At 68.1% G+C, this 24,044-nt stretch carries 19 protein-coding genes; 8 read left to right on the top strand and 11 right to left on the bottom strand.

The genetic code is table 11. From position 1 onward, the window contains the following. Positions 1-135: 135 nt before the first annotated feature. Positions 136-1,482 carry a TetR/AcrR family transcriptional regulator gene (locus AWB94_RS02660; RefSeq protein ID WP_062658893.1) on the bottom strand — a complete coding sequence of 449 codons (1,347 nt, stop codon included), beginning with the start codon at positions 1,480-1,482 and terminating at the stop codon, positions 136-138. Between the two features lie 336 nt (positions 1,483-1,818). Between AWB94_RS02660 and AWB94_RS02655 the strand changes: the two genes are divergently transcribed. Further along, complete coding sequence (locus AWB94_RS02655) at positions 1,819-2,532, top strand: haloacid dehalogenase type II (protein ID WP_062658892.1); 714 nt, start codon at positions 1,819-1,821, stop codon at positions 2,530-2,532. 136 nt (positions 2,533-2,668) lie between these two features. Continuing rightward, on the top strand, positions 2,669-3,643 hold the full coding sequence (locus AWB94_RS02650) for a zinc-binding alcohol dehydrogenase family protein (protein ID WP_201029600.1): 975 nt from the start codon (positions 2,669-2,671) through the stop codon (positions 3,641-3,643). A gap of 82 nt (positions 3,644-3,725) precedes the next feature. Here the strand turns inward: AWB94_RS02650 and AWB94_RS02645 are convergent, their stop codons facing one another. After that, entirely contained in the window at positions 3,726-4,607 is an 882-nt protein-coding gene (locus AWB94_RS02645) for an alpha/beta fold hydrolase (RefSeq protein ID WP_062658890.1), read from the bottom strand. 414 nt (positions 4,608-5,021) lie between these two features. Between AWB94_RS02645 and AWB94_RS02640 the strand changes: the two genes are divergently transcribed. Then, positions 5,022-5,516: an Rv2253 family sensor-like surface protein gene (locus AWB94_RS02640; protein ID WP_062658913.1), complete on the top strand. Its 495-nt coding sequence runs from the start codon at positions 5,022-5,024 to the stop codon at positions 5,514-5,516. Here the strand turns inward: AWB94_RS02640 and AWB94_RS02635 are convergent. After that, a complete protein-coding gene (locus tag AWB94_RS02635) occupies positions 5,513-8,938 on the bottom strand; it encodes a bifunctional proline dehydrogenase/L-glutamate gamma-semialdehyde dehydrogenase (protein WP_062658889.1) in 3,426 nt (1,141 codons plus the stop codon). The genes AWB94_RS02640 and AWB94_RS02635 overlap by 4 nt on opposite strands. 69 nt (positions 8,939-9,007) lie before the next feature. Between AWB94_RS02635 and AWB94_RS02630 the strand changes: the two genes are divergently transcribed. Further along, positions 9,008-9,934, top strand: a complete 927-nt coding sequence (locus AWB94_RS02630) for a LysR family transcriptional regulator (protein WP_084395405.1) — start codon at positions 9,008-9,010, stop codon at positions 9,932-9,934. A gap of 12 nt (positions 9,935-9,946) precedes the next feature. Here AWB94_RS02630 and dapC read toward each other — a convergent pair whose 3' ends face one another. Further along, on the bottom strand, positions 9,947-11,053 hold the full coding sequence (gene dapC / locus AWB94_RS02625; RefSeq protein ID WP_062658888.1) for a succinyldiaminopimelate transaminase: 1,107 nt from the start codon (positions 11,051-11,053) through the stop codon (positions 9,947-9,949). After that, complete coding sequence (fdxA, locus tag AWB94_RS02620; RefSeq protein ID WP_024450890.1) at positions 11,050-11,370, bottom strand: ferredoxin; 321 nt, start codon at positions 11,368-11,370, stop codon at positions 11,050-11,052. Before fdxA ends, dapC begins: the two co-directional genes overlap by 4 nt. A gap of 256 nt (positions 11,371-11,626) precedes the next feature. Between fdxA and AWB94_RS02615 the strand changes: the two genes are divergently transcribed. Together AWB94_RS02615 and AWB94_RS02610 are read left to right on the top strand one after the other, a co-directional pair. Beyond that, a complete protein-coding gene (locus AWB94_RS02615) occupies positions 11,627-12,172 on the top strand; it encodes a PadR family transcriptional regulator (protein ID WP_062658887.1) in 546 nt (181 codons plus the stop codon). 14 nt (positions 12,173-12,186) lie between these two features. Further along, complete coding sequence (locus tag AWB94_RS02610) at positions 12,187-14,205, top strand: NADPH-dependent 2,4-dienoyl-CoA reductase (protein WP_062658886.1); 2,019 nt, start codon at positions 12,187-12,189, stop codon at positions 14,203-14,205. 119 nt (positions 14,206-14,324) lie between these two features. Here AWB94_RS02610 and AWB94_RS02605 read toward each other — a convergent pair whose 3' ends face one another. From AWB94_RS02605 to AWB94_RS02595, 3 genes are all read right to left on the bottom strand, one after another. Continuing rightward, positions 14,325-14,873, bottom strand: a complete 549-nt coding sequence (locus tag AWB94_RS02605; RefSeq protein WP_062658885.1) for a YceI family protein — start codon at positions 14,871-14,873, stop codon at positions 14,325-14,327. A 111-nt stretch (positions 14,874-14,984) separates the two neighbouring features. After that, positions 14,985-15,431, bottom strand: coding sequence for a DUF2231 domain-containing protein (locus tag AWB94_RS02600; protein ID WP_062658884.1), 447 nt, complete (start codon positions 15,429-15,431; stop codon positions 14,985-14,987). 86 nt (positions 15,432-15,517) lie between these two features. Further along, positions 15,518-18,088, bottom strand: coding sequence for a bifunctional FO biosynthesis protein CofGH (locus AWB94_RS02595; protein WP_062658883.1), 2,571 nt, complete (start codon positions 18,086-18,088; stop codon positions 15,518-15,520). A gap of 186 nt (positions 18,089-18,274) precedes the next feature. On the opposite strand from AWB94_RS02595, the gene AWB94_RS02590 reads away from it, so the two are divergent. Further along, entirely contained in the window at positions 18,275-19,471 is a 1,197-nt protein-coding gene (locus AWB94_RS02590) for a hypothetical protein (protein ID WP_062658882.1), read from the top strand. On the opposite strand, the gene AWB94_RS02585 is transcribed toward AWB94_RS02590, so the two are convergent. Together AWB94_RS02585 and mshB are read right to left on the bottom strand one after the other, a co-directional pair. Further along, positions 19,468-19,905, bottom strand: coding sequence for a hypothetical protein (locus tag AWB94_RS02585; RefSeq protein WP_062658881.1), 438 nt, complete (start codon positions 19,903-19,905; stop codon positions 19,468-19,470). The two genes, AWB94_RS02590 and AWB94_RS02585, sit on opposite strands and share 4 nt — an antisense overlap. Before the next feature lie 88 nt (positions 19,906-19,993). Further along, a complete protein-coding gene (gene mshB / locus AWB94_RS02580; RefSeq protein ID WP_062658880.1) occupies positions 19,994-20,869 on the bottom strand; it encodes an N-acetyl-1-D-myo-inositol-2-amino-2-deoxy-alpha-D-glucopyranoside deacetylase in 876 nt (291 codons plus the stop codon). Positions 20,870-20,886: 17 nt separating this feature from the next. On the opposite strand from mshB, the gene AWB94_RS02575 reads away from it, so the two are divergent. Further along, positions 20,887-22,137 carry a chloride channel protein gene (locus tag AWB94_RS02575; RefSeq protein ID WP_062658879.1) on the top strand — a complete coding sequence of 417 codons (1,251 nt, stop codon included), beginning with the start codon at positions 20,887-20,889 and terminating at the stop codon, positions 22,135-22,137. Here AWB94_RS02575 and AWB94_RS02570 read toward each other — a convergent pair. Continuing rightward, positions 22,124-24,007, bottom strand: a complete 1,884-nt coding sequence (locus AWB94_RS02570) for an ABC transporter family substrate-binding protein (RefSeq protein ID WP_109762507.1) — start codon at positions 24,005-24,007, stop codon at positions 22,124-22,126. The two genes, AWB94_RS02575 and AWB94_RS02570, sit on opposite strands and share 14 nt — an antisense overlap. Positions 24,008-24,044: the final 37 nt, after the last annotated feature.

Raw genomic sequence — 24,044 nt, 5'->3', positions numbered from 1 at the left:
ACACACCCAGCCAACCAGACACCCCAATCACAGGCCGACAGCAGCTGACCGTTCTACACCCTCAATCATGAAGAGCCGGTATAGCCCAAGGTTGCCCGGATCAGTCAGCTGTGAATGACCCGTCCACAGACCGTGTCAGCGCGACGTGCGCGCCGACCGGCGCGACTTCGGCTCCGGCACAGCGAAACTGGCGACATAGCCAAGTGCCGCCTCCACGGCCTGTTTGAACGGCTCCGGGGACCCGGTGATATGCGTGAGCATCGTCCCGCCCTGGTGCGCGACGACCAGCGCAGCCGCGAGATGACGGGGATCGGCATCGTCACGCAGTTCATGTCGCTCGACCATCGCGTGTAAGCCGTCGCGGAACAGACCGAGCCAGCGGTCGTACCCATCGGCGAGATCGTCGAGCACAACATCGTCTGCTTCGAGCAGTTCACCGGTCAACGACCCGTACACGCAGCCGTTCCGAAGGTAGCTGAGGCCCGACTGTGCCCAACACAGCTCAGCCCATGACCGAAGCGACGCCAGGGTGTCCAACCGGCCGAGCTGTGGTTGTGTATGGAAGTCGACGACGAACTCGGTCCTGGCGGAAATGATCTGCCGCAACAAATCTTGCTTGTCGGAAAAGTAGTGCGACATCTGGGATCCGCTGACACCGACGGCTGACCGAACATCATCGAGGCTCGTACCGTTGACACCTCTGCGCAGGACCAGCTCCGCAGCTCCTTCGATGATCCGCGCCCGTGTCGCAAGGCCCTTCCTCGTCAGCCGACGCGCTTCGGGCCGCTGCTCGGATCTCCGCGGCCGGGCCCGGGGTGCCGTGCGCCGGACCGGCCGAGGACGACGTTCCTGCGGGTCCTTGGCGAACAGACGAAGGTAGTTGACGATGAACTGGGTCGCGTCGACCAACGGCCATTCCTGGCGATAGGTGAATGCCAGCACTCCGGCGCCCTGGTGGACGGCCACCACGACGAGTGCGAGATGGTCCGGGTCAGCGGACGCGACCAGTAACCCGCGGCTCTTCATGCGGGCGAAACAGTCCTCCAGAAGTGCCACCCAGCGCCAGTAGCCGTCGGCGAAGGTCTTTCGGGTGCCCTCGTCGGTCTTGGCGAGTTGGCCCGCCAAGGCGTGATAGGTGGCTGTGCCGCGATAGCCGATCTTCCGCAGGTAGCGGACGTTGAGATCGGCCCACCGCTCCCAATCCGCGAAAGTGTCGAGGCCACCCAGAGCGGCCTGGCGATGGAAGTCCAGGACGATACCGGTCTGACGTCTCAATACGGCACGAATGAGCTCGTTGCGGTCGCCGAAGTAGTGGTTGAGCTGAGAGCCACTGACCCTCGCCGCCTGGCGCACCCTGTCCAGGCTGAACGCCGTCAGACCACCGTCGAGCAGGACATCCGCTGCACACCGGAGAATCCTGTCTCTGGTCGCGACGCCCTTGGCGGTGAAACCGCGTGTATTCGGAGCATCCGCGGAACTCATCTCACTATGCAAAATACCGCAGCGCACCCTCACCTTGGTGCGAACACTCCAGCATGTCGCGGCGGATGACTGCAACCCAGCGCCCGACCAAGTACGCAACCGCGGCCTGGACGCAGAGTCGCCGCTCGCCCGCTCGCACCGGCGCAGGCACCGAGGTGGGCGCGGCGCGATACCGGCCCAACCTCGTCATCGGGTCGCATCCAATGGGTAATCGTCACCCAATGGGGGCAGATACCACGGAAATTCACAGCGATATGGCCGTAGACATATTGGGTGGCGTAACCCATACTCGGGACAAGCCACCAAACCGTTCCCGACAACGCCCGAAGGAGAGACGTGTCCACCACCGGACCTCCGAATACCAGAGATGCCGGCGACGCTCCACACATCCTCGTCTTCGACGTCAACGAGACCCTGCTCGACATCGATTCACTGCAACCGTACTTCGAGGAGGTCTTCGGTGATGCGGCCACCCTTCGCACCTGGTTCGCCGAACTCGTCCTGTACTCGATGACCCTGACGTTGTCGGGCTACTACCTGGACTTCTTCGCCCTGGGGCGCGCGACGATGAAAATGATCGCGACCACCCGGGGCCTCACCCTGGAGGACGACGATATGCGAGCACTCGAAGAGGGGATGCGCGCAATGCCGGCGCACCCCGATGTCGAACCGGGCCTCCGCCGCTTGCGTGACCACGGCTATCGCCTTGTCACATTGACGAATTCGCCGCTACGCGCCGATATTCCGACACCTCTGGACAATGCCGGATTGGGCACGTACTTCGAGCGTCAATTCACCGTCGATGCGCTCAAGGTGTTCAAGCCCGCTCCCCAGCTGTATCAACGGGTGGCCGCGGACGTCGGCGTTGCTCCCCCGGAATGCATGATGGTGGCCGCACACACCTGGGACGTGATCGGCGCGCGCGGCGCCGGCATGCAAACGGCACTGATCACACGCCCCGGCAACGCTGCACTGGTCGGGGACGGGATACCTCAACCGGACGCCGTCGCCGGCACCATTGTCGAACTCGCCGACCAGCTCGTGGACTGACGTAGCGAATATCCACTCATCGATCATGATTGCGAGAAGTAATATGACACAGGCCATTCCGACCGATCCCGCCAGCGTGGCAGACATCGCCCCGGACGGTCCAGCCGTGGTCCGGGAACGGCCGGGCGGAGACACGATGCGGGCCGTCGTGCTGGACGGTTTCGGCGGGATCGACAAATTGGTTCACACCGAGATCCCAAAACCCTTGCCCAAGCACGGAGAAGTGGTGATCGCCGTGAAAGCATTCGGCATCAACCATGCCGAGATGCACATGCGCCGCGGGGAATGGGCCGAGGCCGCCGAAGTCAGCGGCATCGAGTGCGTCGGGGTGGTCGACTCCTGCCCGGACGGTACGTTCAACGTCGGCGATCGGGTGGCTGCCCTGATGGGCGGGCTCGGGCGAACCATCAACGGCAGTTACGCCGAGTACACCCGGGTCCGTACCGCGAATGTCGCACGCATCGACGTCGACCTCCCGTGGGCACAGCTTGCGGCGCTCCCGGAAACCTATGCCACAGCGTGGACATGCTTGTTCCGCAACCTCGAACTCGACTCGGGTCAACTGCTCGTGATTCGTGGAGCGACGTCGTCCTTCGGTCAAGCCGCGCTGAAGTTGGCGGTCAACGCAGGAGCGCGCGTCATCGCCACCACTCGCAAGGCGGACCAGTTCGTTGTCCTGACCGATCTGGGAGCCGAGCGCGCAGAGCTGGAAGGCCAGGACCTGGCCGCGCGGCTGCCGGAAGCGAAGGCGGTCGACGCCGTGCTCGACTTGGTCGGCAACAGCACCATTCTCGATTCGCTCGACCTGTTGCGCCGTGGTGGGCGCGCCTGCCTCGCCGGCTGGCTGGGAGGCCTGGCGCCCATTCCGGATTTCAACCCGCTGGCCAGGATGGCCAGCGGAGTGCACCTGACCTTCTTCGGCAGTTTCGTCTTCGGAACGCCGGGCTTCCCCGTCTCAGACGTGCCCCTCAGCGATATTGCCGCCCAAGTGAAAGCCGGCGAACTGGATGCGGCTCCGGTTCGGGTGTTCTCCTTCGACGACATCAGGGATGCCCACCGTCTGATGGAATCCGGTGCGGCCAGCGGCAAGATGGTCGTGGTTCTCGATTAGCCGATGAAGAACCCGCTGCCTGCCTGATCGGCGATCTGTCGGCGTTGCCGGGCGATGTGATCGACCGGCAACGCCCTTCACATCACTGCCGGACGGCCTCTCCCACATGCGCGGACAGGAACCGCGAGATGAGCGGCACCACCTCGTCCAAGGCCGATTCGAGGAGAAAGTGCCCGCCGTCGAGCAGGTGCACCTCGGCGCTCGGCAGGTCGGCACTGAACGCGTGAGCTCCCGCCGGCCCAAAAATGGGGTCACCACTGCCCCATACGGCAAGCAGCGGAACCCCGCTCTGGCGAAAGTAGCTGTGGACGTGCGGATAGAGCGGGCGATTCGTCGCATAGTCGGCGAACAACGCCAGCTGGATGGCGTCGTTGCCCGGCCTGGTCAGCAGTGCGAAATCATGCGCCCAGGCGTCCGGATCAACCAGCGTCTCGTCCGGCACGCCGGTCAGGTACTGCCAGCGCGTGGCGTCGAGTGTCAGGAAGCCCCGCAGCGGAGCTTCGGTCTCAGGGCACGGATCTGCGTGATAAGCCCATACCGCCTTCCAGAATTCGTCGACGAAACCGGCGTCGTAGGCGTTGCCGTTCTGAGTGATGATCGCCGTTACCGCCGATGGGTCCGCGAGCGCCAGCCTCCAGCCGATCGGCGCACCGTAGTCCTGGACGTACATCGCGTACCGGTCGACATCCAGGGTTTGCAGCAGTCCGGCGGTCAATCTCGTCAACGCGTCGAAGGTGTAGTCGAAGGACTCGGCGGCCGGCGCGTCCGAGAGTCCGAAGCCGAGATGGTCCGGTGCGATGACGTGATAGTCGTTGGCCAGAGCCGGGATCAGGTGCCGGAACATGGAGGAGCTGGTGGGAAAACCGTGCAACAGGACGACGGCGGGGGCCCGTACATCGCCGGCCTCACGGTAGAACAGGCGATGACCTTCGACGGTCGCGAAACGATGATGAACCGCAGCCACGCTCGAGCCTCCTCAACGCCAGATCCCACATCTATGGGTTACTCCACCCATTATTGTCACCCGGACGTCGTTCGCGCCAGAGCTCGCGCCGAACTGCAATACCGATAATCTGATCCGCCGACGTCTGTCGACAGTCGAGATCCCCCGCCATCCATAGTGGGTGGACAGACCCACTGATCGGAGATCGATGACTGACAGCCGGGTCCTGATTGCGATGATCGTCACCATCGCGCGTTGGCCATTCCGCTGCTCGGGCCGTCCGCAGGGGGGCTCGAGGCCCCTCCTTCGACGTTCACAGTGACCGATCCGTCACGATGCGATCACTAATTGACGCCAGCGCGCTGTGGGATCGCTGAGATGTCGGTGTCTGCTCCTACCGTGGACTCGTCAGAGTTCGAAGAGAAGCAGGGAGTGATGTCGGTCCGTCGAGTGTGCGTCGTCGTGACGCTCGCGCTGGTGGCATGTCTGGGTAATGCGGCGACGGCCGGAGCCGTGGGCCAGCCGTTGAACGGCCGCTATCAAGTGGTCAGCTACGCCTCGCAGAAGAACGGCACCAGCATCGCCGCGCGCCAGGCCGAGCCGGATTTCGGTGCGGTCTACACGTTTTCGACGGCCTGCGGCAACGTATGCGTAGCGACGGTGATCGACGGGCCGGCGCCGTCGAACCCGACCATCCCGCAACCTCAGCGCTACAAGTGGGACGGCACCAAGTGGACCTTCAGCTACGACTGGCAATGGGAGTGTTACACCGGTGAGCAGTACCCGCGGGTGTACAGCCCGGCGACGTCGTGGGTGTCCTACACACCGCAGCCCGACGGATCGCTGCGCGGCAGTTGGTACACCGACATCCTCAGCGACGCGTGCCGGGGCAACGTGCTGATGCCGGTCGCCGCGTTCCCGGTCCCCTAACTGTCGAACAGGCCCTGCGCCAGCGGCGTCGGGGAGCCGAAGCGGTGGGCGGTCACCGCGACCGCCTGTTCGTGCACGAAGGTCAGCAACTCGATCCGACCGGCCTCGACAACCGGCTGGGCGTACAGCGCGGTATCGACCCGGCCCGCACTGTCGCGGGCGAACTCCGCGCGGTCGCCACCGAGCAGCCGCACCCGCGCGGGGGCGTTGTCGCGCAACAGTTCCCGCCAGGAATTCGCATCGTCGACCCGGTAGGTGACGCCCGCGACCCGTAGCGCCTCGGCCGCCGCCGGATGCAGCGGCTCCCGACTGGACACGGTCACCGGGGCACCGGCGCGAATTCCGGCACCCACCACCCGCAGCAGGGCAGCGGTGTCGCCGTCGGTCGCGCGCACGGTCACGGGCACCGGAAGATAGCGGAGCACATTCTGCTCCACCTGCAAGCCGGACACGTCGCGCGCGACGGCGAATTCCTCGGCCCAGGCGAGCTCGTCGGAGGCGAAGGCGCGCTCCAGGAACCCGCGCTCATCGGGCGTCAGACCTGCTGCGGCCGAAAATAATCGGGACGCTGCCGGTGAGAGGGCTGCGCCCCGCGTGGCCGGGGCGGGCCGCCAGTCGGACAGCCCGATCAGGTAGTTGGGCCCGCCGGCCTTGGTACCGGCGCCGACGGCCGATTTCTTCCACCCGCCGAAGGGCTGACGGCGCACGATCGCCCCGACGGTCGAGCGATTGACGTAGGCGTTGCCGGCCTGCACCTGGTCGATCCAGTGTTCGATCTCGTCACGGTCCAGGCTGTGCAGTCCCGCCGTCAGCCCGTAGTCCACCTGATTCTGGATCGCGATCGCCTGATCGAGATCGTCGGCCGCGATGAGACCCAGCACCGGGCCGAAGTATTCGGTGAGGTGGAACTCCGAACCGGGGCGGACGCCGGTCTTCACCCCCGGGGACCAGAGCCGGCCGGTCTCGTCGAGGCGGCGGGGTGCCACCAACCACTGCTCCCCCGGAGCCAGCTGCGTGAGTGCGCGCAGCAGCTTGCCGTCCGCCGGCTCGATGACCGGCCCCATCTGCGCGGTGGGATCCGTCGGGTAGCCGACCTTCAGCGAGGTGACGGCATCGACCAGCTGGTCGCGGAACCGCGCCGAGCGGGCCACCGAGCCCACCAGGATGCCCAACGAGGCCGCCGAACACTTCTGCCCGGCATGCCCGAAGGCCGAAGACACCAGGTCCTTGACCGCGAGATCGAGGTCGGCGTGCGGGGTGATCACGATGGCGTTCTTGCCGCTGGTCTCGGCCAGCAGCGGCAGATCCGGCCGGAAACTGCGGAACAGTTGCGCGGTGTCGAAAGCCCCGGTCAGGATCAACCGGCCGACCCGCTCGTCGGACACCAGCCGGGTGCCGAGGTCACTTTCGTCGACATGGACCAACCGCAGGACCTCTCGCGGGACTCCCGCATCCCACAGCGCCTGCACCATGAGTGATCCGCAGCGCCGCGCCTGAGTGGCCGGTTTGACGATCACCGGACTGCCCGCCGCCAATGCGGCCAACACCGATCCGGCGGGGATCGCCACCGGGAAATTCCACGGCGGCGTCACCACCGTGAGGCCGACCGGCACGGCGACGGCACCGTCCACGGTGTCCAGCTCCTGCGCGAGTGACGCGTAGTAGTTGGCGAAGTCGATGGCTTCGGAGACCTCAGGATCGCCCTGATCGAGGGTCTTTCCGCATTCGACGGCCATCACCTCCAACAGGACCGCGCGGGCTGCTTGCAGCGTCCCGGCGGCGCGGCGCAGCACGGACGCCCGTTCCCTCCCGGACAACCGCGCCCACGTCGCGCCGGCGGCGACGGTATCGGTGATGACGCGGTCCAATGCCTCCGGCGTGTCAATGGTGTACCGGGACAACAGCTCCCGGCCGGCCGACGAGGCGGCCATCCGCTCGCTGATCGCCCGCCCCCACGCCCGGTTGCCGGGCAACGCCGGATCGGTGTCGGCGACGTTGGCGAAGCTGCCCACCGGGCAGACGGCCACGTGCGGATCCTCGGTGCGCCGGTCCTGACGCCGGTTCGGCAGCGGGACCGCGGTGTCGAGCTGGGCCAGGGAGGCGACGAACCGCTGCTTCTCACGTTCGAAAAGACTTGTGTCGTCATGCAGCTCGAAGACCGCGGACATGAAGTTGTCCTGGCTGGCACCCTCCTCCAGCCGGCGCACCAGGTAGGCGATGGCGACGTCGAAGTCCTTGGGGTGCACCACCGGTACGTAGAGCAGCAGGCCGCCGACGGTGCGCCGGACCGCTTCGGCCTGGGCCTCGGCCATGCCGAGGAGCATCTCGAACTCGATCCGATCCCGGACGCCGCGTTGCCCGGCCAGCACCCAGGCATAGGCGATGTCGAACAGGTTGTGCCCGGCGACGCCGATGCGGACGTTGGCGGTGCGCTCGGGTTGCAGCGCGTAGTCGAGCACCCGCTTGTAGTTGGTGTCGGTGTCCTGTTTGGTCGGCCACGTCGCGGCGGGCCAGCCGTGCAGCGCCGCCTCCACGTGCTCCATCGGCAGGTTGGCCCCCTTCACCAACCGAACTTTGATTCCCGCGCCGCCACGCTCGCGCCGGGCCCGCGCCCAATCCTGCAGGCGCATCATCGCGCTCAACGCGTCCGGCAGGTACGCCTGCAGCACGATGCCGGCTTCCAGGTGCAGCAGTTCGGGCCGGTCGAGCAGCCGGGTGAACACCGCGATGGTCAGCTCGAGGTCGCGGTACTCCTCCATGTCGAGGTTGATGAACTTCGCCGTCGGCGAGGTGGCCGCCAGGGTGAACAACGGCAGCAGGCTTGCTTCGATGTGGTCGACGGCTTCGTCGAACGCCCACGGCGAGTGCGGCGGAACGGTGGCCGACACCTTGATCGACACGTAGTCGACATCGGACCTGCCGAGCAGCCGTTCGGTGCCGTTGAGCCGTCGCGCCGCTTCGGCCTGACCCAACACGGCCTCGCCGAGCAGGTTGATGTTCAGGGCGACGCCACGGCGGCGGATCCGCGCGATCGAGCGCCCGAGCCGGGCGTCGGTCGCGTCGACCAACAAATGACCGACCATCGTGCGCAGCGCTTTTCGGGCGACCGGGATGACCAGGCCGGGGGCGATCACCGAGACCAGCGCACCGAGTTTGACCAGCAGCCGTAGATGCGCCGGCAAGAAGCCCGGTGCGGTGCGGGCAAGCTCGCGGAGGTTCGCCGCGGCGACCCGACGGTCTTCGGGCCGGACCACCCGGTCGACGAACCCGACGGTGAAGTCCAGGCCGTGCGGGTCGCGCAGCAGCTTCGCCAACTGCCGGCCCGCCGGTGCCACCGGTTGGCCGGCGGCGTCGTCGAGCCAGCTGCGAACCTGGCCCAGCACCTCGGTCAGCAGGTCTTCCTTACTGGTCACGTCGGTCATCTGCCCATCATCGGCCGCCAAGACACTTAAAATAAAGCAATGATTTCTGACACGAAAGTTTAAGCAGAAATGAAACATCAACGCGCCGATCTGCTCGATGTCCGCAGGCTGCGATTGCTGCATGAATTGAGCCGGCGCGGCACCTTGTCCGATGTCGCCGAGGCGCTGCACCAAAGCCCGTCCGCCGTCTCCCAGTCACTCAACCAGCTGGAACGCGAGGTCGGCGTCCCGCTGCTGGAAAAGGTCGGCCGCCGTTTGCGGCTGACACCCGCGGCCGAGGTGCTGGTCGAGCACACCGCGGTCATCCTGGCGCGCCTGGAACTGGCGGCCTCCGATGTGGCCGTGCAGAGCGACGAGGCGTCGGGCACCGTCCGGTTGGCCGTCTTCCAATCGGCAGCCTCGGCCTTCATGCCACAGATGCTCACCGAATTGGCGACCCGCCATCCGCGGCTGCGGGTGACGATGTCGCAGCGTGAACCCGAGCAGGCGCTCTACGAGACGTGGATGCGCGAGTTCGATCTGGTGATCGCAGAGGAGTACCCCGGGCATGCCGCCCGGGCGTATCCCGACCTGCACCGCGCGCCGCTGACCACCGACCTGCTGCGGCTGGCCGTCCCGCCCGCCGGGGACCCGTGGGACGGCGTTTCCTCGGTCGCCGATGCCGCCGAGCTGCCGTGGACGATGGAGCCCGAAGGTACCGCGTCGCGCCACTGGGCCGAACAGCTATGTCGGAGAGCCGGTTTCGAGCCCGATGTGCGCTTCGAGACCGACGACCTGGAAGCCCAGATCGCGCTGATCGAGAACGGCAACGCGGTCGCGATCCTGCCCGACCTGATGCGGGTCCGCCGCCGACCGAACGTGCGCGTGGTCGACGTCGACGCGCGTCGGCGTGCGGTGTTCACCGCGACCCGGACCGCCATCAGCGCCACCCCGGCCATCGTGGCCTGCCGGCAGGCACTCGCCTCGGTGGTGCCCGAGCATCTCGACGTGGACTGAGTGAGGCCAGCGCTAGCTCAATCGCTGCACCGCAGCGGTGATCCGTTCGTCCGTGGCCGTCAACGCGATCCGCACATGCTGGGCACCCGCCGGCCCGTAGAACTCGCCGGGTGCCACCAGGATGCCGCGCTCGGCCAGCCACGCCACGGTGTCGCGGCACGGTTCCCCGCGCGTGGCCCACAGGTACAGGCCCGCCTCGGAATGGTCGATCGTGAATCCGGCGTTGCGGATCGCGGCCGCCAGCACGTCGCGGCGGCGGGCGTAGCGGTCACGCTGCTCGACCTCGTGCGCGTCATCGTCGAGGGCGGCGACCATCGCCGCCTGCACCGGTGTCGGGACGATCATCCCGGCGTGCTTGCGCACCTCGAGCAATTCGCGCACCAGCGCTTGATCTCCGGCGACAAACCCGGCCCGGTAGCCGGCCAACGATGACGTCTTGGACAGCGAATGCACCGCCAACAGGCCGGTGTGGTCACCATCGGACACCGACGGGTGCAGCACACTGAGCGGCTGCGCGTCCCAGGCCAGGCCCAGGTAGCACTCGTCGGACGCCACGATGGCTCCGCGCTCACGCGCCCAGCCGACCACCTTGCGGAGATGGTCGACGCCCAGCACCCGCCCGGTCGGGTTGCTCGGCGAGTTCAGGTACACCAGCGCCGGATTCTGCGGGCCCAGCTGAGTCAGCGAATCGGCCGCCACCACCTGGGCGCCGGCCAGCCGCGCACCGACGTCGTAGGTGGGATACGCCAACTCGGGGATGACCACCGTGTCGGCGGCACCGAGCCCGAGCAACGTCGGTAACCAGGCGATCAGCTCTTTGGTGCCGATCACCGGCAGCACCGCGGATTCGGCCAGCCCGGTCACGCCGTAGCGGCGCTCCAGGGCGGCGACGGCGGACAGCCGCAGCGTGGCGGTACCCGCCGTGGCCGGGTAGCCCGGCGAAGCGCTGGCTGCGGCCAGTGCGTCGCGAATCAGCGGCGCCACCTCGTCGACGGGCGTGCCGACCGACAGGTCGACGATGCCGTCAGGATGTGCGCGGGCAGTAGCCGCCGCGTCGGCCAGTGTGTCCCACGGGAAAACCGGCAGCGCAGCGGACTTGACCGAACGGACCGTGCTCACTCGCCCTTGGGCTCGAGATCCTTGATGGCCTGCGGATCGTTGTCGGTCTGACCGACCTTCGACGCTCCGCCCGGGGACCCCAGCTCGGCGAAGAAGTCCGCATTGCTCTGCGTGTAGCCGCCCCACTGGTCGGGCACGTCGTCCTCGTAGTAGATGGCCTCGACCGGGCATACCGGCTCGCAGGCGCCGCAGTCCACGCACTCGTCGGGGTGGATGTACAGCATGCGTGCACCCTCGTAGATGCAGTCGACAGGGCACTCCTCGATGCATGCCTTGTCTTTGACGTCAACGCAGGGTTCGGCAATGACGTACGTCACTGATGTCTCTCCTGTCCAGTGGGCTGCTGGTCGGGTATGTCCGGTTCGGACTCATTGAGTCTGCGGCAAGTATGCGATGCCGATACCTGCACGCGCGTCTCAGTGTGTCCTAACTTTCCGCGCGGCCCGTCCGGGCGCACGCGTGGTTACTGATACTAGACGTTGCAGATACACCTCGACTAGACACCACACGCCGCGTTTGTCACGTCTTTGCACCTAGTTGCATAGGACCGCCGGTACCGCCTACGCTGCGGTCATGGCACTGCAGCACGCGATCCTGGTGGCGTTGTGCGAGCAGGCTGGATCCGGGTACGAATTGGCCCGCCGTTTCGATCGCTCCATCGGGTATTTCTGGGCGGCCACCCATCAGCAGATCTATCGGACGCTGCGCACCATGGAGAGTGACGGCTGGGTGTCGGTCCACGTCGTCGAGCAACGCGGCCGCCCGGACAAGAAGGTGTATTCGGTGTCCGCAGCCGGCCGGGCCGAGTTGGCACGCTGGATCGCCGCGCCCCTGGCCGGCGGGGGCAGCACGGTTGCTGACCACCGCACCCGAGATCTGGCCGTCAAGATCCGCGCCGCCGCCTACGGGGATGCCGCTGCCATCCGCGCTCAGGCCGAAGCGCTGCGCGCCGAGCGTGCCGCGCTGCTGGACACCTACCGCGGCTATCAGAAACGGGAGTTCGCCGACCCCGCCGGACTGACCGGGACCGCCTTGCACCAGTACCTGGTGCTGCGCGGCGGGATGCGCGCCGAGGAAGGCGCGATCGAATGGCTTTCCGAAGTTCTAGAGGCCCTGTAGGCGTTGGAGGCGTTGTGAACTATCCGAACCTGTTGTCGCCGTTGGATCTCGGCTTCACCACCTTGCCCAACCGGGTGGTGATGGGTTCCATGCACACCGGTCTGGAGGACCGTGCCCGCGATACCGACCGGCTGGCCGCGTATTTCGCCGAACGTGCACGCGGCGGTGTCGGGCTGATCATCACCGGTGGCTATGCCCCCAACCGGACCGGCTGGTTGTTACCGTTCGCCGCGGAAATGCGCTCGAGCGCCGACGCGCGCCGGCATCGCACCATCACCCGGGCGGTGCACGATGCGGGCGGCAAGATCGCGCTGCAACTGCTGCACGCCGGACGCTATGCCTACCATCCCTTTTCGGTCAGCGCGTCGGCGGTCAAGGCGCCCATCAACCCGTTCCGTCCGCGCGCACTGCGCGATGTCGCCGGCACCATCGCCGATTTCGTGCGTGCGGCCCTGCTGGCCCGCGAGGCCGGTTACGACGGCGTCGAGATCATGGGCAGCGAGGGCTATCTGCTCAACCAGTTCCTCGCGCCCCGCACCAACAAGCGCAGCGACGCCTGGGGCGGCACACCGGAGAAGCGGCGCCGCTTCCCGGTCGAGATCGTGCGTCGCGTCCGCGAGGCCGTGGGCCCCGACTTCATCATCGTCTACCGGATCTCGCTGGCCGACTTCGTCGAGGACGGCCAGACGTGGGACGAGATCATCGCGTTGGCAACCGAAATCGAGGCGGCCGGCGCCACCATCCTCAACACCGGGATCGGCTGGCATGAGGCCAGGGTGCCCACCATCGTCACCTCGGTGCCGAGTGGCGCCTTCGTCGGGACCAGCAGCGCGCTGGCCGAACACGTCACCGTTCCGGTGGTCGCGTCCAACCGGATCAATATGCCCCAGGCCGCCGAGCAGATTCTCGCCGACACCCACGTGCAACTGATCTCGATGGCGCGACCCCTGCTGGCCGACCCGGAGTGGGTACACAAGGCCGCAGCGGACGCCGCCGACCAGATCAACACCTGCATCGCCTGCAATCAGGCCTGCCTGGACCACGCCTTCGCGCACAAGACGGTGTCGTGCCTGCTGAACCCGCGCGCCGGACATGAGACCACCCTGGTGCTCGGCCCCACCCGGCACGCCCGGTCGGTGGCCGTGGTGGGTGCGGGCCCTGCCGGGTTGGCCGCCGCGGTGAGCGCCGCGCAGCGCGGCCACCGGGTGACGCTGTTCGAGGCCGGTTCCGCCATCGGCGGTCAATTCGACTTGGCCAGAAGGGTTCCCGGCAAAGAAGAGTTCAACGAGACTGTGCGGTACTACACCCGGATGCTCGACGTGCACGGCGTCGACGTGCGGTTGGGTGTGCGGGCCACGGTGGACTCGTTGATCGGCTTCGACGATGTCGTACTCGCCACCGGGGTGGCACCGCGCACGCCCGATATCCCCGGGATCGATCACCCGATGGTGTTGTCCTACGCCGAGGCCCTGTCCGGCGCGCCGATCGGCAAGTCCGTCGCGGTGATCGGCGCCGGCGGGATCGGGTTCGACGTCAGCGAATTCCTGGTGACCGATCAGTCTCCGACGCTGAATGTCAAGGAGTGGAAGGCCGAGTGGGGCGCGCTGGACCCGCAGGACGCGCCGTCCGTGCGCGGCGCGCTGACGACGCCGATTCCGCTACCGCCCGCGCGCGAGGTGTACCTGCTGCAGCGCACCAAGGGCCCCCAGGGCACCCGGCTGGGCAAGACGTCCGGATGGGTACACCGTGCGACGTTGAAAGCGAAAGGGGTGCAACAGCTTTCCGGGGTCAACTACGAGCGCATCGACGACGCCGGGCTGCACATCAGCTTCGGGCGCGAGCGCACCGGAGCGCGAGTGCTGGCGGTGGACAACGTCGTCGTCTGCGCAGGCCAGGATTCTGTCCGCGATCTCGAGGACGGGCTACGCGCCCGTGGCGTGCAGCCGCACGTGATCGGTGGCGCCGCCTTCGCCGCCGAACTCGACGCCAAACGCGCGATCCGCCAAGGCACCGAACTCGCCGCCCGGTTGTAGCCGTTTCCTGCGGCGAGCGCCCGTGTCTGCACGCCGACACGCCGCAGATGCTGGCATTTGGCGGACGCTCACCGGAGGGGTGAGCAGACTGCCGGCGAGTCTGCTCACCCCTTCGGGTCTCAGGCCTGCTTGAGCGCCTCGATCTCCAGGGTGATGGTGACCTTGTCGCCGACGACGGCGCCGCCGGTCTCCAGGGGCGCATCGAAAGCGATGCCGAAGTCCTTGCGGTTCAACACGACCGACGCCTCGAAGCCGGCCACTGCGCCGTGCCCCATGCCCGGGTTGACACCGTTGAACTCGAGCGTCAGCGACACCGGCTTGGTGACACCCTTGAGGGTGAAGTCGCCGTCGACCACGTAGTGGTCACCGTCGGCCCGCACCGCGGTGGAGACGAAGCTCGCGGTGGGGAAGTTCTCGGTGTCGAAGAAATCGGCGGCCTTGAGGTGGGCGTCGCGCTGTTCGTTGCGGGTGTTGACCGAGTTCACGTCGATGGTCGCGGTGACCGACGGGGTGCCGTCCTCGGCGACGACGATGGCGCCGGTGAACGAGTCGAACGTTCCGCGCACCTTGCTCACCATGAGGTGGCGTACCGAGAAGTTGACCGAGGAATGCACCGGGTCCAGCGCCCAGGTGCCAGCGGTCAGGTCGGTGGCTACTGCTGCGGTCATGAAAGCTCCTTGTTCGATGGGACCGGCCCTCCCGGACCCTCATCGAAACTAACTGGACCGCGGTCCGGATTATTCAGCGACGGCCGAGAATGTGACCCGTATCACTTGGGGCTAGCTCCCGCCCCACACCGCCCGGCCGCCGGAATCCCCGACCCGGACCACCACGAAGATCGCCGCCAACCCGACGACCACGGTCAACAACGCCACGACGGCCGCCGCCGCGCGACCGTGGCCGGAGCGCCAATGCAGCAGTGCCAACAACACCGCGACCACGAGCAGTGCTACGCAGACGTAGGGCATCCAGCTCCCCCGCTCGGCATGCTCCTGGAGCACAGCAGGCGGTTGGGGGAAGTCGGCGTACATCGCCTCCCCCGCCTCCACGGTCAGCGGGGCGAGGGCTGCGGTCACGGCGGCCAGCACCAGCACCAGCCACACCAACCGGTCCCGCGCGGCCGGCCACAGGGCGCACAGGATCTCCAGCAGTGCCACCAACGGAACCAGCACGACGATCGCGTGCACCAGCAGCGGGTGGGCGGGCAGCCCGGCGATCGTGTCCATGGGCCGAGGATCCCACGCGAACCTGCGCAAAATGCCACGAATTACGGCGTGTCACTGTGCAGACACGGCCGCTCGCCGAAGAAGCGCTAGGCAGCCAGCGGGGTGTAGGTGGTGGTGCGCTGGCGCGCCGGCCGCCCGATGCCCTCGGCGATGGCGACCAGCTCTTCGACGGTCTTGGCCGAGCCGTTCTCCGAGCCGGCCATCCGCGAGATGGTCTCCTCCATCAGCGTGCCACCGAGATCATTGGCGCCGCCGTTGAGCATCACCTGGGTGCGCTCGGTGCCCAACTTCACCCACGACGTCTGGATATGAGAGATTCTGCCGTGCAACATGATCCGGGCCAACGCATGCACCGCCCGATTGTCGCGGTGCGTGGGCCCGGGCCGCGCCCCGCCCGCCAGGTACAGCGGCGAGGACTGATGAACGAACGGCAGCGGGACGAACTCGGTGAATCCGCCGGTGCGATCCTGGATCCCACGCAGCACGTTGAGGTGGCCCACCCAGTGCTTCGGGGTGTCGACGTGGCCGTACATCATCGTCGACGACGACGGCAGCCCCACCTCATGCGCGGTGGTGATCACGTCGATCCACTCCGAGGTCGGCAGTTTGCCCTTGGTGAGCACCCAGCGCACCTCGTCGTCGAGGATCTCGGCGGCCGTGCCGGGGATGGAGCCCAGCCCCGCCTCCCGCAACGCGGTCAACCATTCGCGCACCGACAGGCCACTGCGGGTCACCCCGTTGGCGATCTCCATGGGCGAGAAGGCATGCACGTGCATCGAGGGCACCCGCTCCTTGACCGCCCGCACCAGATCGGCGTACCCGGTGACCGGCAATTCCGGATCGATACCGCCCTGCATGCACACCTCGGTGGCGCCGGCGACATGCGCTTCCCAGGCGCGGTCGGCGACCTCGGCGCTGGACAACGAGTAGGCGTCGGCGTCGCCCTTGCGCTGGGCGAACGCGCAGAATCGGCAACCGGTGTAGCAGATGTTGGTGAAGTTGATGTTGCGGTTCACCACGAACGTGACGTCGTCGCCGACGACGTCACGGCGCAGCGCGTCGGCAAGGGCGGCAACCGCATCCAGGGCCGGCCCGTCGGCGGTCGCCAAGGCCAGATACTCGTCGTCGCTGCAACCACCGGGATCGCGCTCGGCCGAGCGCAGGGCCGCCAGCACATCGGTGTCGATGCGTTCGGGCGCCCGGGCCGCCAACTCGGACACCTTCTCCCGGATGGACTCCCAGTCGCCGAACGCGCTGCCCAGGTCGCTGCGCGTCTCGGTCAGCCGACCTTCGCTGTCGATCGCCGAATGCAGGTCGGTACGCCCCAACGATTCCGCCGCCTCGTCGGGTTCCTGCCATGGCCGGCCCACCGGATTCACATCCCGTGCCCACCCGGTGTCCGGATCGGCCAGCGCGTCGAGGTGCCCCCGCACCCGCGGATCGATCCATGCGTCCCCGGCCTGCACGTACCGCGGCTGGGCGGTAAGCCGTTGCACCAGTTCATAACCGGCTTCTGCCGTCACGTCAGCGAGATCGTCGAGCGCGGGCCAGGGCCGCTCGGGGTTGACGTGGTCGGGCGTCAGCGGTGACACCCCGCCCCAGTCGTCGACCCCGGCAGCGATCAGGGCCAGGCATTCGTCCCGGGAGACCAGGTTCGGCGGGGCCTGGATCCGCATCTTCGGCCCGAGCACCAGCCGGGTCACCGCGATGGTGGCCAGGAAGTCGTCGATGCCGGCGTCGGGCGTCGACGCCATCGCGGTGTGGTCCTTGGCCCGGAAGTTCTGCACGATGACTTCCTGAACGTGCCCGAACTCCTTGTGCGAGCGCCGGATCGCGTGCATGGTCTCGGCTCGCTCGGTCAGGGTCTCGCCGATACCCACCAGCAGACCGGTGGTGAACGGGATGGACAACCGGCCGGCATCGTCGAGGGTGCGCAGCCGCACCGCCGGATCCTTGTCCGGGCTGCCGTAGTGGGCCAGTCCCTTGGTCTCGAACAACCGTCGCGACGTGGTCTCCAGCATCATCCCCATCGACGGGGCCACCGGCTTGAGCCGCGACAGCTCCGACCAGCTCATCACCCCGGGGTTCAGGTGTGGCAGCAGGCCGGTCTCCTCGAGCACCCGGATCGCCATCGCGCGCACGTAATCCAGCGTGGAGTCATAGCCGCGTTCGTCGAGCCACTGCTTGGCCTCGTCCCAACGGGCCTCAGGACGGTCACCGAGGGTGAAAAGCGCTTCCTTGCAACCCAATTCGGCACCGCGCCGAGCCACCTCGAGGATCTCGTCGGGCTCCATGAACATGCCCTTGCCCGCGGCCCGCAAGCGGCCGGGCACGGTGACGAACGTGCAGTAGTGGCAGGTGTCCCGGCACAGGTGGGTGATCGGGATGAACACCTTGCGCGAGTAGGTGACCGGCAGACCGCCGCCGGGACCACGCCGGTCGGCCGATTCCAGGCCGGCATCGCGGACGCGCGCGGCACTGGCGCACAGATCGTCGAGGTCGGCACCGCGGGCCGTCATCGCGATGGCGGCTTCCTCGACGTTGAGGGCCACCCCGTCGCGGGCGCGGCGTAGGACGCGGCGTAGCGCGGACGCATTGGGCTTGGGCGGGATCACCGGGCTGGGCAGATCGGAGCCGTGCTGCGGGTTCAGAGCCACTCCCCTGTAACCCGTGCGTTGTCGCGAATCATCCGCGCGTCCCACTATGTGAAACCACTGCCCCTGGCATAGGGGCCACGATAGTCCGCGCCATCGACCGAGACGCGCCGACCCGATGCAGCCGCTCCGGAGTTGACCCTGGCGTAAGTTCAGCAGCGTCGACGATCGCAAGAACCAGGAGCCGCGATGCGTGTGTCTGTCCGTTCGTATCTGATGGCGGGCGTGGCCGCACTCGCCGCCGGCACCGTGGCGATTCCACCGTCGATCACGCCGCCCGCGCAGCCCCAGGCGCCGGTGCACACCCAGGTCCGGCTGGCCGCCGAGACGAGGACGGCCTGGGCGCCCAGGCCGGTGATCGCGCTGATCCCCAAGGCCGCCGGCGCCGCCGCCCCGGCCACTCCCGTTCACACGGCCACCGCCGGCACGACCACCGCCGCACCGAGCGCCGCACCCGCGGCGGCCACCGTGGCACCGAAATCCGCGGCGCTGGCGTTCCCCGGGCTGAGCAACGCCATCATCGACGGCTACAACTGGGCCATCGGCTGGGTCGACTACGGGGTCGACCTCGCCCAGTACGCGGTGGGCTGGATCCCGGTCGCCAACATCTTCGCGCCCCAGATCGGCATCGTGTACTACAACCTGATCGAGCCGATCCTCACCAGCGCGGTGTACAACACCGCGTACGTCATCGGTGGGCAGGTCGACCTGATCCAGGGCATCAGCAACGTGATCAACGACAGCGTCACCGCGGGACGCGGATTCATCCAGGCCGAGATCAACTGGGCGCTGAGCTGGCTGCCCCCACTGCCGCCCGTGCCGCTCGCCACGACGGCAACCACCACGATGGCCAAGACGACGGCCGTCTCGCTCGCCGCGACCGCCGAACCGACCGACGGCAAGCCACCGGTGACGGCCGAGCAGCAGACGGATCACGGCAGCGAGCACGAGACGCAGCCCGTCGAGACCGAGCCTGTCGCAACCAGGCCGGCCGAGACCGAACCCACCGGGACGCCGACCACCGACAGCACGCCGGTGAAGGAGCCCGGCGATACCGCGACCAGCCCCGAGAGCCCGCCCACCCCGGAAAGCCCGAAGACCCCGGAGTCCGCCGCGCCCGACCAACCCGCCGACACCGCCGCACCGGCAACCAAGCCGGCTACCACCAAGCCCGACACCGATAAGCCCGACACCACCAAGCCGGACACCCAGAAGGCCGATACCGACAAGGCCGGCACCAAAGCCGGGACTGAAAAGACCGACAAGGCCGACACCGAGAAACCGGCCCCGAAGAAGGCCGAGCCGAAAAAGAAGAAGCGCGACCGCCCGTCGGCCGGCGAGTCCGCCCCGAAAGCCGACACTCACGCCGGTTCGGACGCGAACTAGCGGCGGGCCCGCGCGTACCGTCGCAACACCATCAGTGGCGGCAGCACGCCAACCACCACGAGCAGCAACAGCAGCAACGCACCGGATGCGGTCAAGCCGAAGACGATGTCACTGCCCGGCCCGCCGAGCGTCAACGCCCCGATGGTCGCCAGCCAGCACCACAGCGGCAACGCGCCCACCCGAGGTGAGAGCGTCCACTGCAGCGCAGCCCACACCAAGGCCGCATTCACCAGGCCACTGACCAACACGCTCACCGGGAACGGCGCACCGCTGACGCGCCAGGGCAACAGAAATGCCGCGAGCACGGCGGACAGCACACCGTCGAGCGACAGCAGCGAAAGCATGACGGGCGGCACCCAGGCCGGGCCGTCGGTGTCCTCGGTTGTCAGGTCGGGATGCTGTCGAGCAACGCCACCAGCGAACCGACCACCCACTGGAAGTTGTCGAGGCGGTCCTGCTGATGCTGCAGATTGGGATCCAAATCCGGGTCCATGCCGGGAGCTTACCGCGTGTGCAAACTCGTTAGCCCAGTTTCACTCCGGCGAGCAGATCGGTCTCCACCCCGCTCTCGTCGCGCTCGCCTGCCGACCCCGAGGCCAGCACGTAGTGCTCGATCCCCCACAGCGGCAACGCGACGAGGTTCGACAGCGCCAGCGACCGGCCGTCGGGAGCCACGCTGACCTGGGTGGCATGGGCACGCAACGCGGCCGCCTTGGCCGGTAACTGCGCCGTGGCGTCGATGACGGCGTCCACCTTCTCGTCCGGGTAACCGAAGGTGAGGTCCTCGGGTTTGATCTTGATCCAGTCGGCGGGCGGGTCCCCGATCGCGGCCAGCCCGGCGGCGATGGCCGACTGGGCCAGCACGGTCCAGTAGAACTTCGGCACCTGCCACGGCTCGCCGGGATGACCGTCGCCGGCCGCTGCCGCAACGGCGGCGGTGGTGACCTCGTGCGCACGGATGTGGTCCGGGTGCCCGTACCCACCGTTGGGGTCGTAGGTCACCACGACGTGCGGACGCATTTCCCGGATGATCGCCACCAGCGCGGCGACGGGTCCCTCGATATCGGCGTCGACGAACCGCTGCCGATGCCGCGCCGGCGTGCCCGCCATCCCGGAATCGCGCCAGCGCCCCGCGCCACCGAGGAAGATCGGCTCCCCGGCACCGAGGGCTGCCAGCGCGGTGCTCAGCTCGGAGATCCGGTAGCCACCCAGTTGATCGGCGGCGTCGACGGCCAGCTGGGACCAGCGATCCCCGATCACCTCGCCTTCCTCGCCCATCGTGCAGGTGACCACGCGCACCGTGGCCCCCTGCGCGGCGTAGTGCGCGATGGTCGCGCCGGTGGTCAGGGACTCGTCATCAGGGTGGGCGTGCACGAAGAGCAGCCGAGGTGTTTGCACTCCCCTAGATTTACCCTGTGGCGCCGACCGACGCGAAGGACACCGGTGAGCGCCGCCTTCTGGAGTTCGGTTGCGGCGTCCTGGCGGTCGGCCTGCTCGCCGGCGTCGCGGGTGCCGCCACCACCCTGCTGCTGCACTACATCGAACATCTCACCTACCACTATCACCTGGGCACCCTGCTCACCGGTGTCGGCGCCGCCGGCAGCATCCGACGGGCCACCGGACCGATGATCGGCGGTGCGCTGGCCGGCCTGGGCTGGTGGCTGCTGCGCCGGCGCCGGCCGGTCCCCTCGCTGACGGCGACGATCAGTGCGCACCGCCCGCTGGACCGGATACCGATGGCCGTCGACGCCGTGCTGCAGGTGCTCGTCGTCGGGTCCGGAGCCTCGCTCGGCCGCGAAGGCGCGCCTCGTCAACTGGCCGCGGTGTTCGGCGACACCGCCACCCGCCGCTGGACCCTGACCGAGTGGGACCGCGAGATCCTGCTGGCCTCGGCGGCCGGCGCCGGATTGGGCGCGGTGTATAGCGTGCCGATCGGCGGGGCACTGTTCACCGTCACGATCCTGTTGCGCAGCTGGCATCCCCGGGTGATCGGCACCGCGTTGATCACCTCCAGCTTGGCGGTGGCCGTCGCCGCGCCCGTCACCCACCTGGAGCATCCCCTGGTGTGGCCGTCGGCCGGGGTGTCCTACCGTTTCGTGCTGCTGGCGCTCGTGATCGCCCCGCTGGCGGTCGGGATCGGGCTGGCGTTCACCCGGCTGATGGCCGCCGCCCGGCCGCGCGCGCAATCCGCCTCCTGGCTGCTCATCCCCGGTATCGCCGCGGCCGGGCTACTGACCGGGATCTGCTCCATCTGGTACCCGGAGTTGCCGGGCAACGGCCGCAGCATTCTGGCGGTCGCCGTGGACAGCTCGCTGACGTTGCCGGCGGCCGCGGTGATCCTGCTGCTCAAGCCGATCCTGACGGCGTTGTTCCTGCGGGCGGGCGCGGTCGGCGGCCTGATCACCCCGGCGCTGGCCACCGGCGCGGCGGCGGGTTCGGTTGTCGCCCTTGCCCTCAACGAGTTCGCCGGCGCCGGGCTGAATGTCCCAGCGGCGGCGTTGACCTGCGCCGCGGGGGTGCTGGCGATCACCCAGCGGGCACCGTTGTTCGCCGGGGTGTTCGTGTGGGAACTGGCCCGCCCACCGGAGTGGCTGCTGATCGTGTTCGCGATCGCCGCCTTCGCCGCTCATACGCTGTGGAAACGCGTTGCGGCTAAGGCTGTTTGACCCATTTTCCGGCGTCGCCGACGATTCCGACCGGGACCGCACCGGAGAGACTGACCCCGCGGACCCGGGGGCCGGCGGCGACGATGGTGGTGTCCTGCAGGATCGGCAGCACCGTCGCCATGTTCCACAGTCGCGGCTCGACGGCGTCGATCACCTTGCCGATCTCCTCGGTTCCGGCCAGCGCGGCCTCGATGCGCGGCTGGATGCTGCGGTCGCAGACACCGGTCAGGTTGCTGGGCACCGTCACCAATTCGCCTGCCCCGCTGGGCGGAGGGGCCGTCGCGGTCGGGGTGGGGGTAGCCGAGGTGGCCGGCGGTGCCGTCTGCGTGGGCGACGACGACGGGGTGGTCGTGATACTCGGCGACGGCGTCGCCGTGGACACCGAGGTGGCCTGCAGAGCCGGGCAGCCGTAGCGCGACGCGAGCGCGGTGGCCAGATCGCCCCCGGCCTGATGCCAGCCGACGATCGCGTCGACTTTGTTGTTGGCCAAGGCATCTCCGTAGAGCGTGACCGGATCGAGTGCCGACACCGAGGCGGCGATCCCTACGCTGCGCAGTTGGTCGGCCGCGGTGTTGGCCACCGCCACCGAGGTGGGATCGTTGGCCGCGACCCCGATCACGACGGTCAGCGGTTGGCCGTCCTTGGAAATCTGGCCGCGGGAATCGTCGGGCGGTGGCGTGCCCGGCGTCGACGGCGGGGTCGAGGTCACCGGCTCGACCTGATAACCGGCGTCGGCCAGTAGTTGCAGCGCGGCTTCCCGGGTCAGCGCCGGCGGGGCGGTCGGGACGTAGCCGGGATCCGATGGCGAGCGCACCTGGGCCTGCGCGAGTGTCACGGTGTTATCCGATCCGGCGCCCACGGAGGCCAACAGGTCGACATCGAGCAATCCGAACAGCGCCTTGCGAACCTGCGGGTCGGCAAGCGCGGGCTGCTGGGCGCGCAGCGTCAACTGCATCACCCGGGGGGTGACGATGCGCGCGGTGCGCACGTCCGGGATGGCCGACAGTTGCGCGAAGGCCGCCTGACCGCCGTGCACCTGAGCCACCTGGGTATCCCCGTTGCGGATCGAATCGGCAAGGGCGGCAGGCGCTCCCCCGCGCCGGAAGAGGATCTGGTCGGGCGCCGCGGGCTGGCCCCAGTACCGGTCGTTGCGGGCCAGCAGGATCTCGTCGCGCTGCGGATCGATGCTCTCCACCCGGAACTGGCCGCCGGTCACCGGCATGGCACGCACCAGTCCGGCCCCGAAACCACCGGGCACGTCCTTGACGATGTGCGCGGGCAGGATGTCGTTGAACAGTTCCCGCCACGCCGGGTACGGCTGCGAAAAGGTGACGACGGCCGTCTTGCCGCCCTCGACCGACTGCACCCCGGTGATCAGGTCGTACCCCGCCGGATCGACCACCCCGGGCTGGCTGACCATCTGCCGCCACAGATACCAGTAGTCGTCGGCGGCGATCGGTGCATTATCGGTCCAGGACGCCTCGGGCTTGATCTTGTAGGTGACGGTGAACGGCGCCTCGCTGGTCACCTCGGCCGACACCAACAGGCTGGTGTCCAATTCCCACCGCGAACCGGTGGGTGACGCCGGGTCCGGCACCGGCCGAAACGAACTGGGCAGCACCAGCGCGGAGATCGCGGCGTTCACCGGAGACTGATCGGACATCAGATGCGGGTTGAACCCGGCTCCGATCGAGTCGATGGCCATGATGATCTGCATCGACTTGGGCGGGGGCGGAGGCGTCGACTGCGTCGTCTCGGTGCTCTGCGGAGCGGGCGGCGGGCTGACCGTGCACCCGGCCAACACCAACGACGTTCCGATCAGGGCGCCGGCGACAGCGCGGAAACGTCGTGGGTTCGTCGGCACGCCCAACAGGGTATCGGCACGCCCGGCAGCCGCCGCCGACAGC

The sequence above is a fragment of the Mycolicibacterium canariasense genome (assembly GCF_002101555.1).
Lineage (GTDB): Bacteria > Actinomycetota > Actinomycetes > Mycobacteriales > Mycobacteriaceae > Mycobacterium > Mycobacterium canariasense.
Note: the sequence above shows the minus strand (reverse complement) of the source record. Positions and strands in the feature narration are given on the sequence as shown.

Coding starts and splice junctions, on each gene's coding strand:
- AWB94_RS02660 (WP_062658893.1), bottom strand. CDS start 1,482: ATGAGTTCCGCGGATGCTCCGAATACACGCGGTTTCACCGCCAAGGGC.
- AWB94_RS02650 (WP_201029600.1), top strand. CDS start 2,669: ATGCGGGCCGTCGTGCTGGACGGTTTCGGCGGGATCGACAAATTGGTT.
- AWB94_RS02640 (WP_062658913.1), top strand. CDS start 5,022: ATGTCGGTCCGTCGAGTGTGCGTCGTCGTGACGCTCGCGCTGGTGGCA.
- AWB94_RS02635 (WP_062658889.1), bottom strand. CDS start 8,938: ATGACCGACGTGACCAGTAAGGAAGACCTGCTGACCGAGGTGCTGGGC.
- AWB94_RS02630 (WP_084395405.1), top strand. CDS start 9,008: ATGAAACATCAACGCGCCGATCTGCTCGATGTCCGCAGGCTGCGATTG.
- AWB94_RS02615 (WP_062658887.1), top strand. CDS start 11,627: ATGGCACTGCAGCACGCGATCCTGGTGGCGTTGTGCGAGCAGGCTGGA.
- AWB94_RS02605 (WP_062658885.1), bottom strand. CDS start 14,873: ATGACCGCAGCAGTAGCCACCGACCTGACCGCTGGCACCTGGGCGCTG.
- AWB94_RS02600 (WP_062658884.1), bottom strand. CDS start 15,431: ATGGACACGATCGCCGGGCTGCCCGCCCACCCGCTGCTGGTGCACGCG.
- AWB94_RS02590 (WP_062658882.1), top strand. CDS start 18,275: ATGCGTGTGTCTGTCCGTTCGTATCTGATGGCGGGCGTGGCCGCACTC.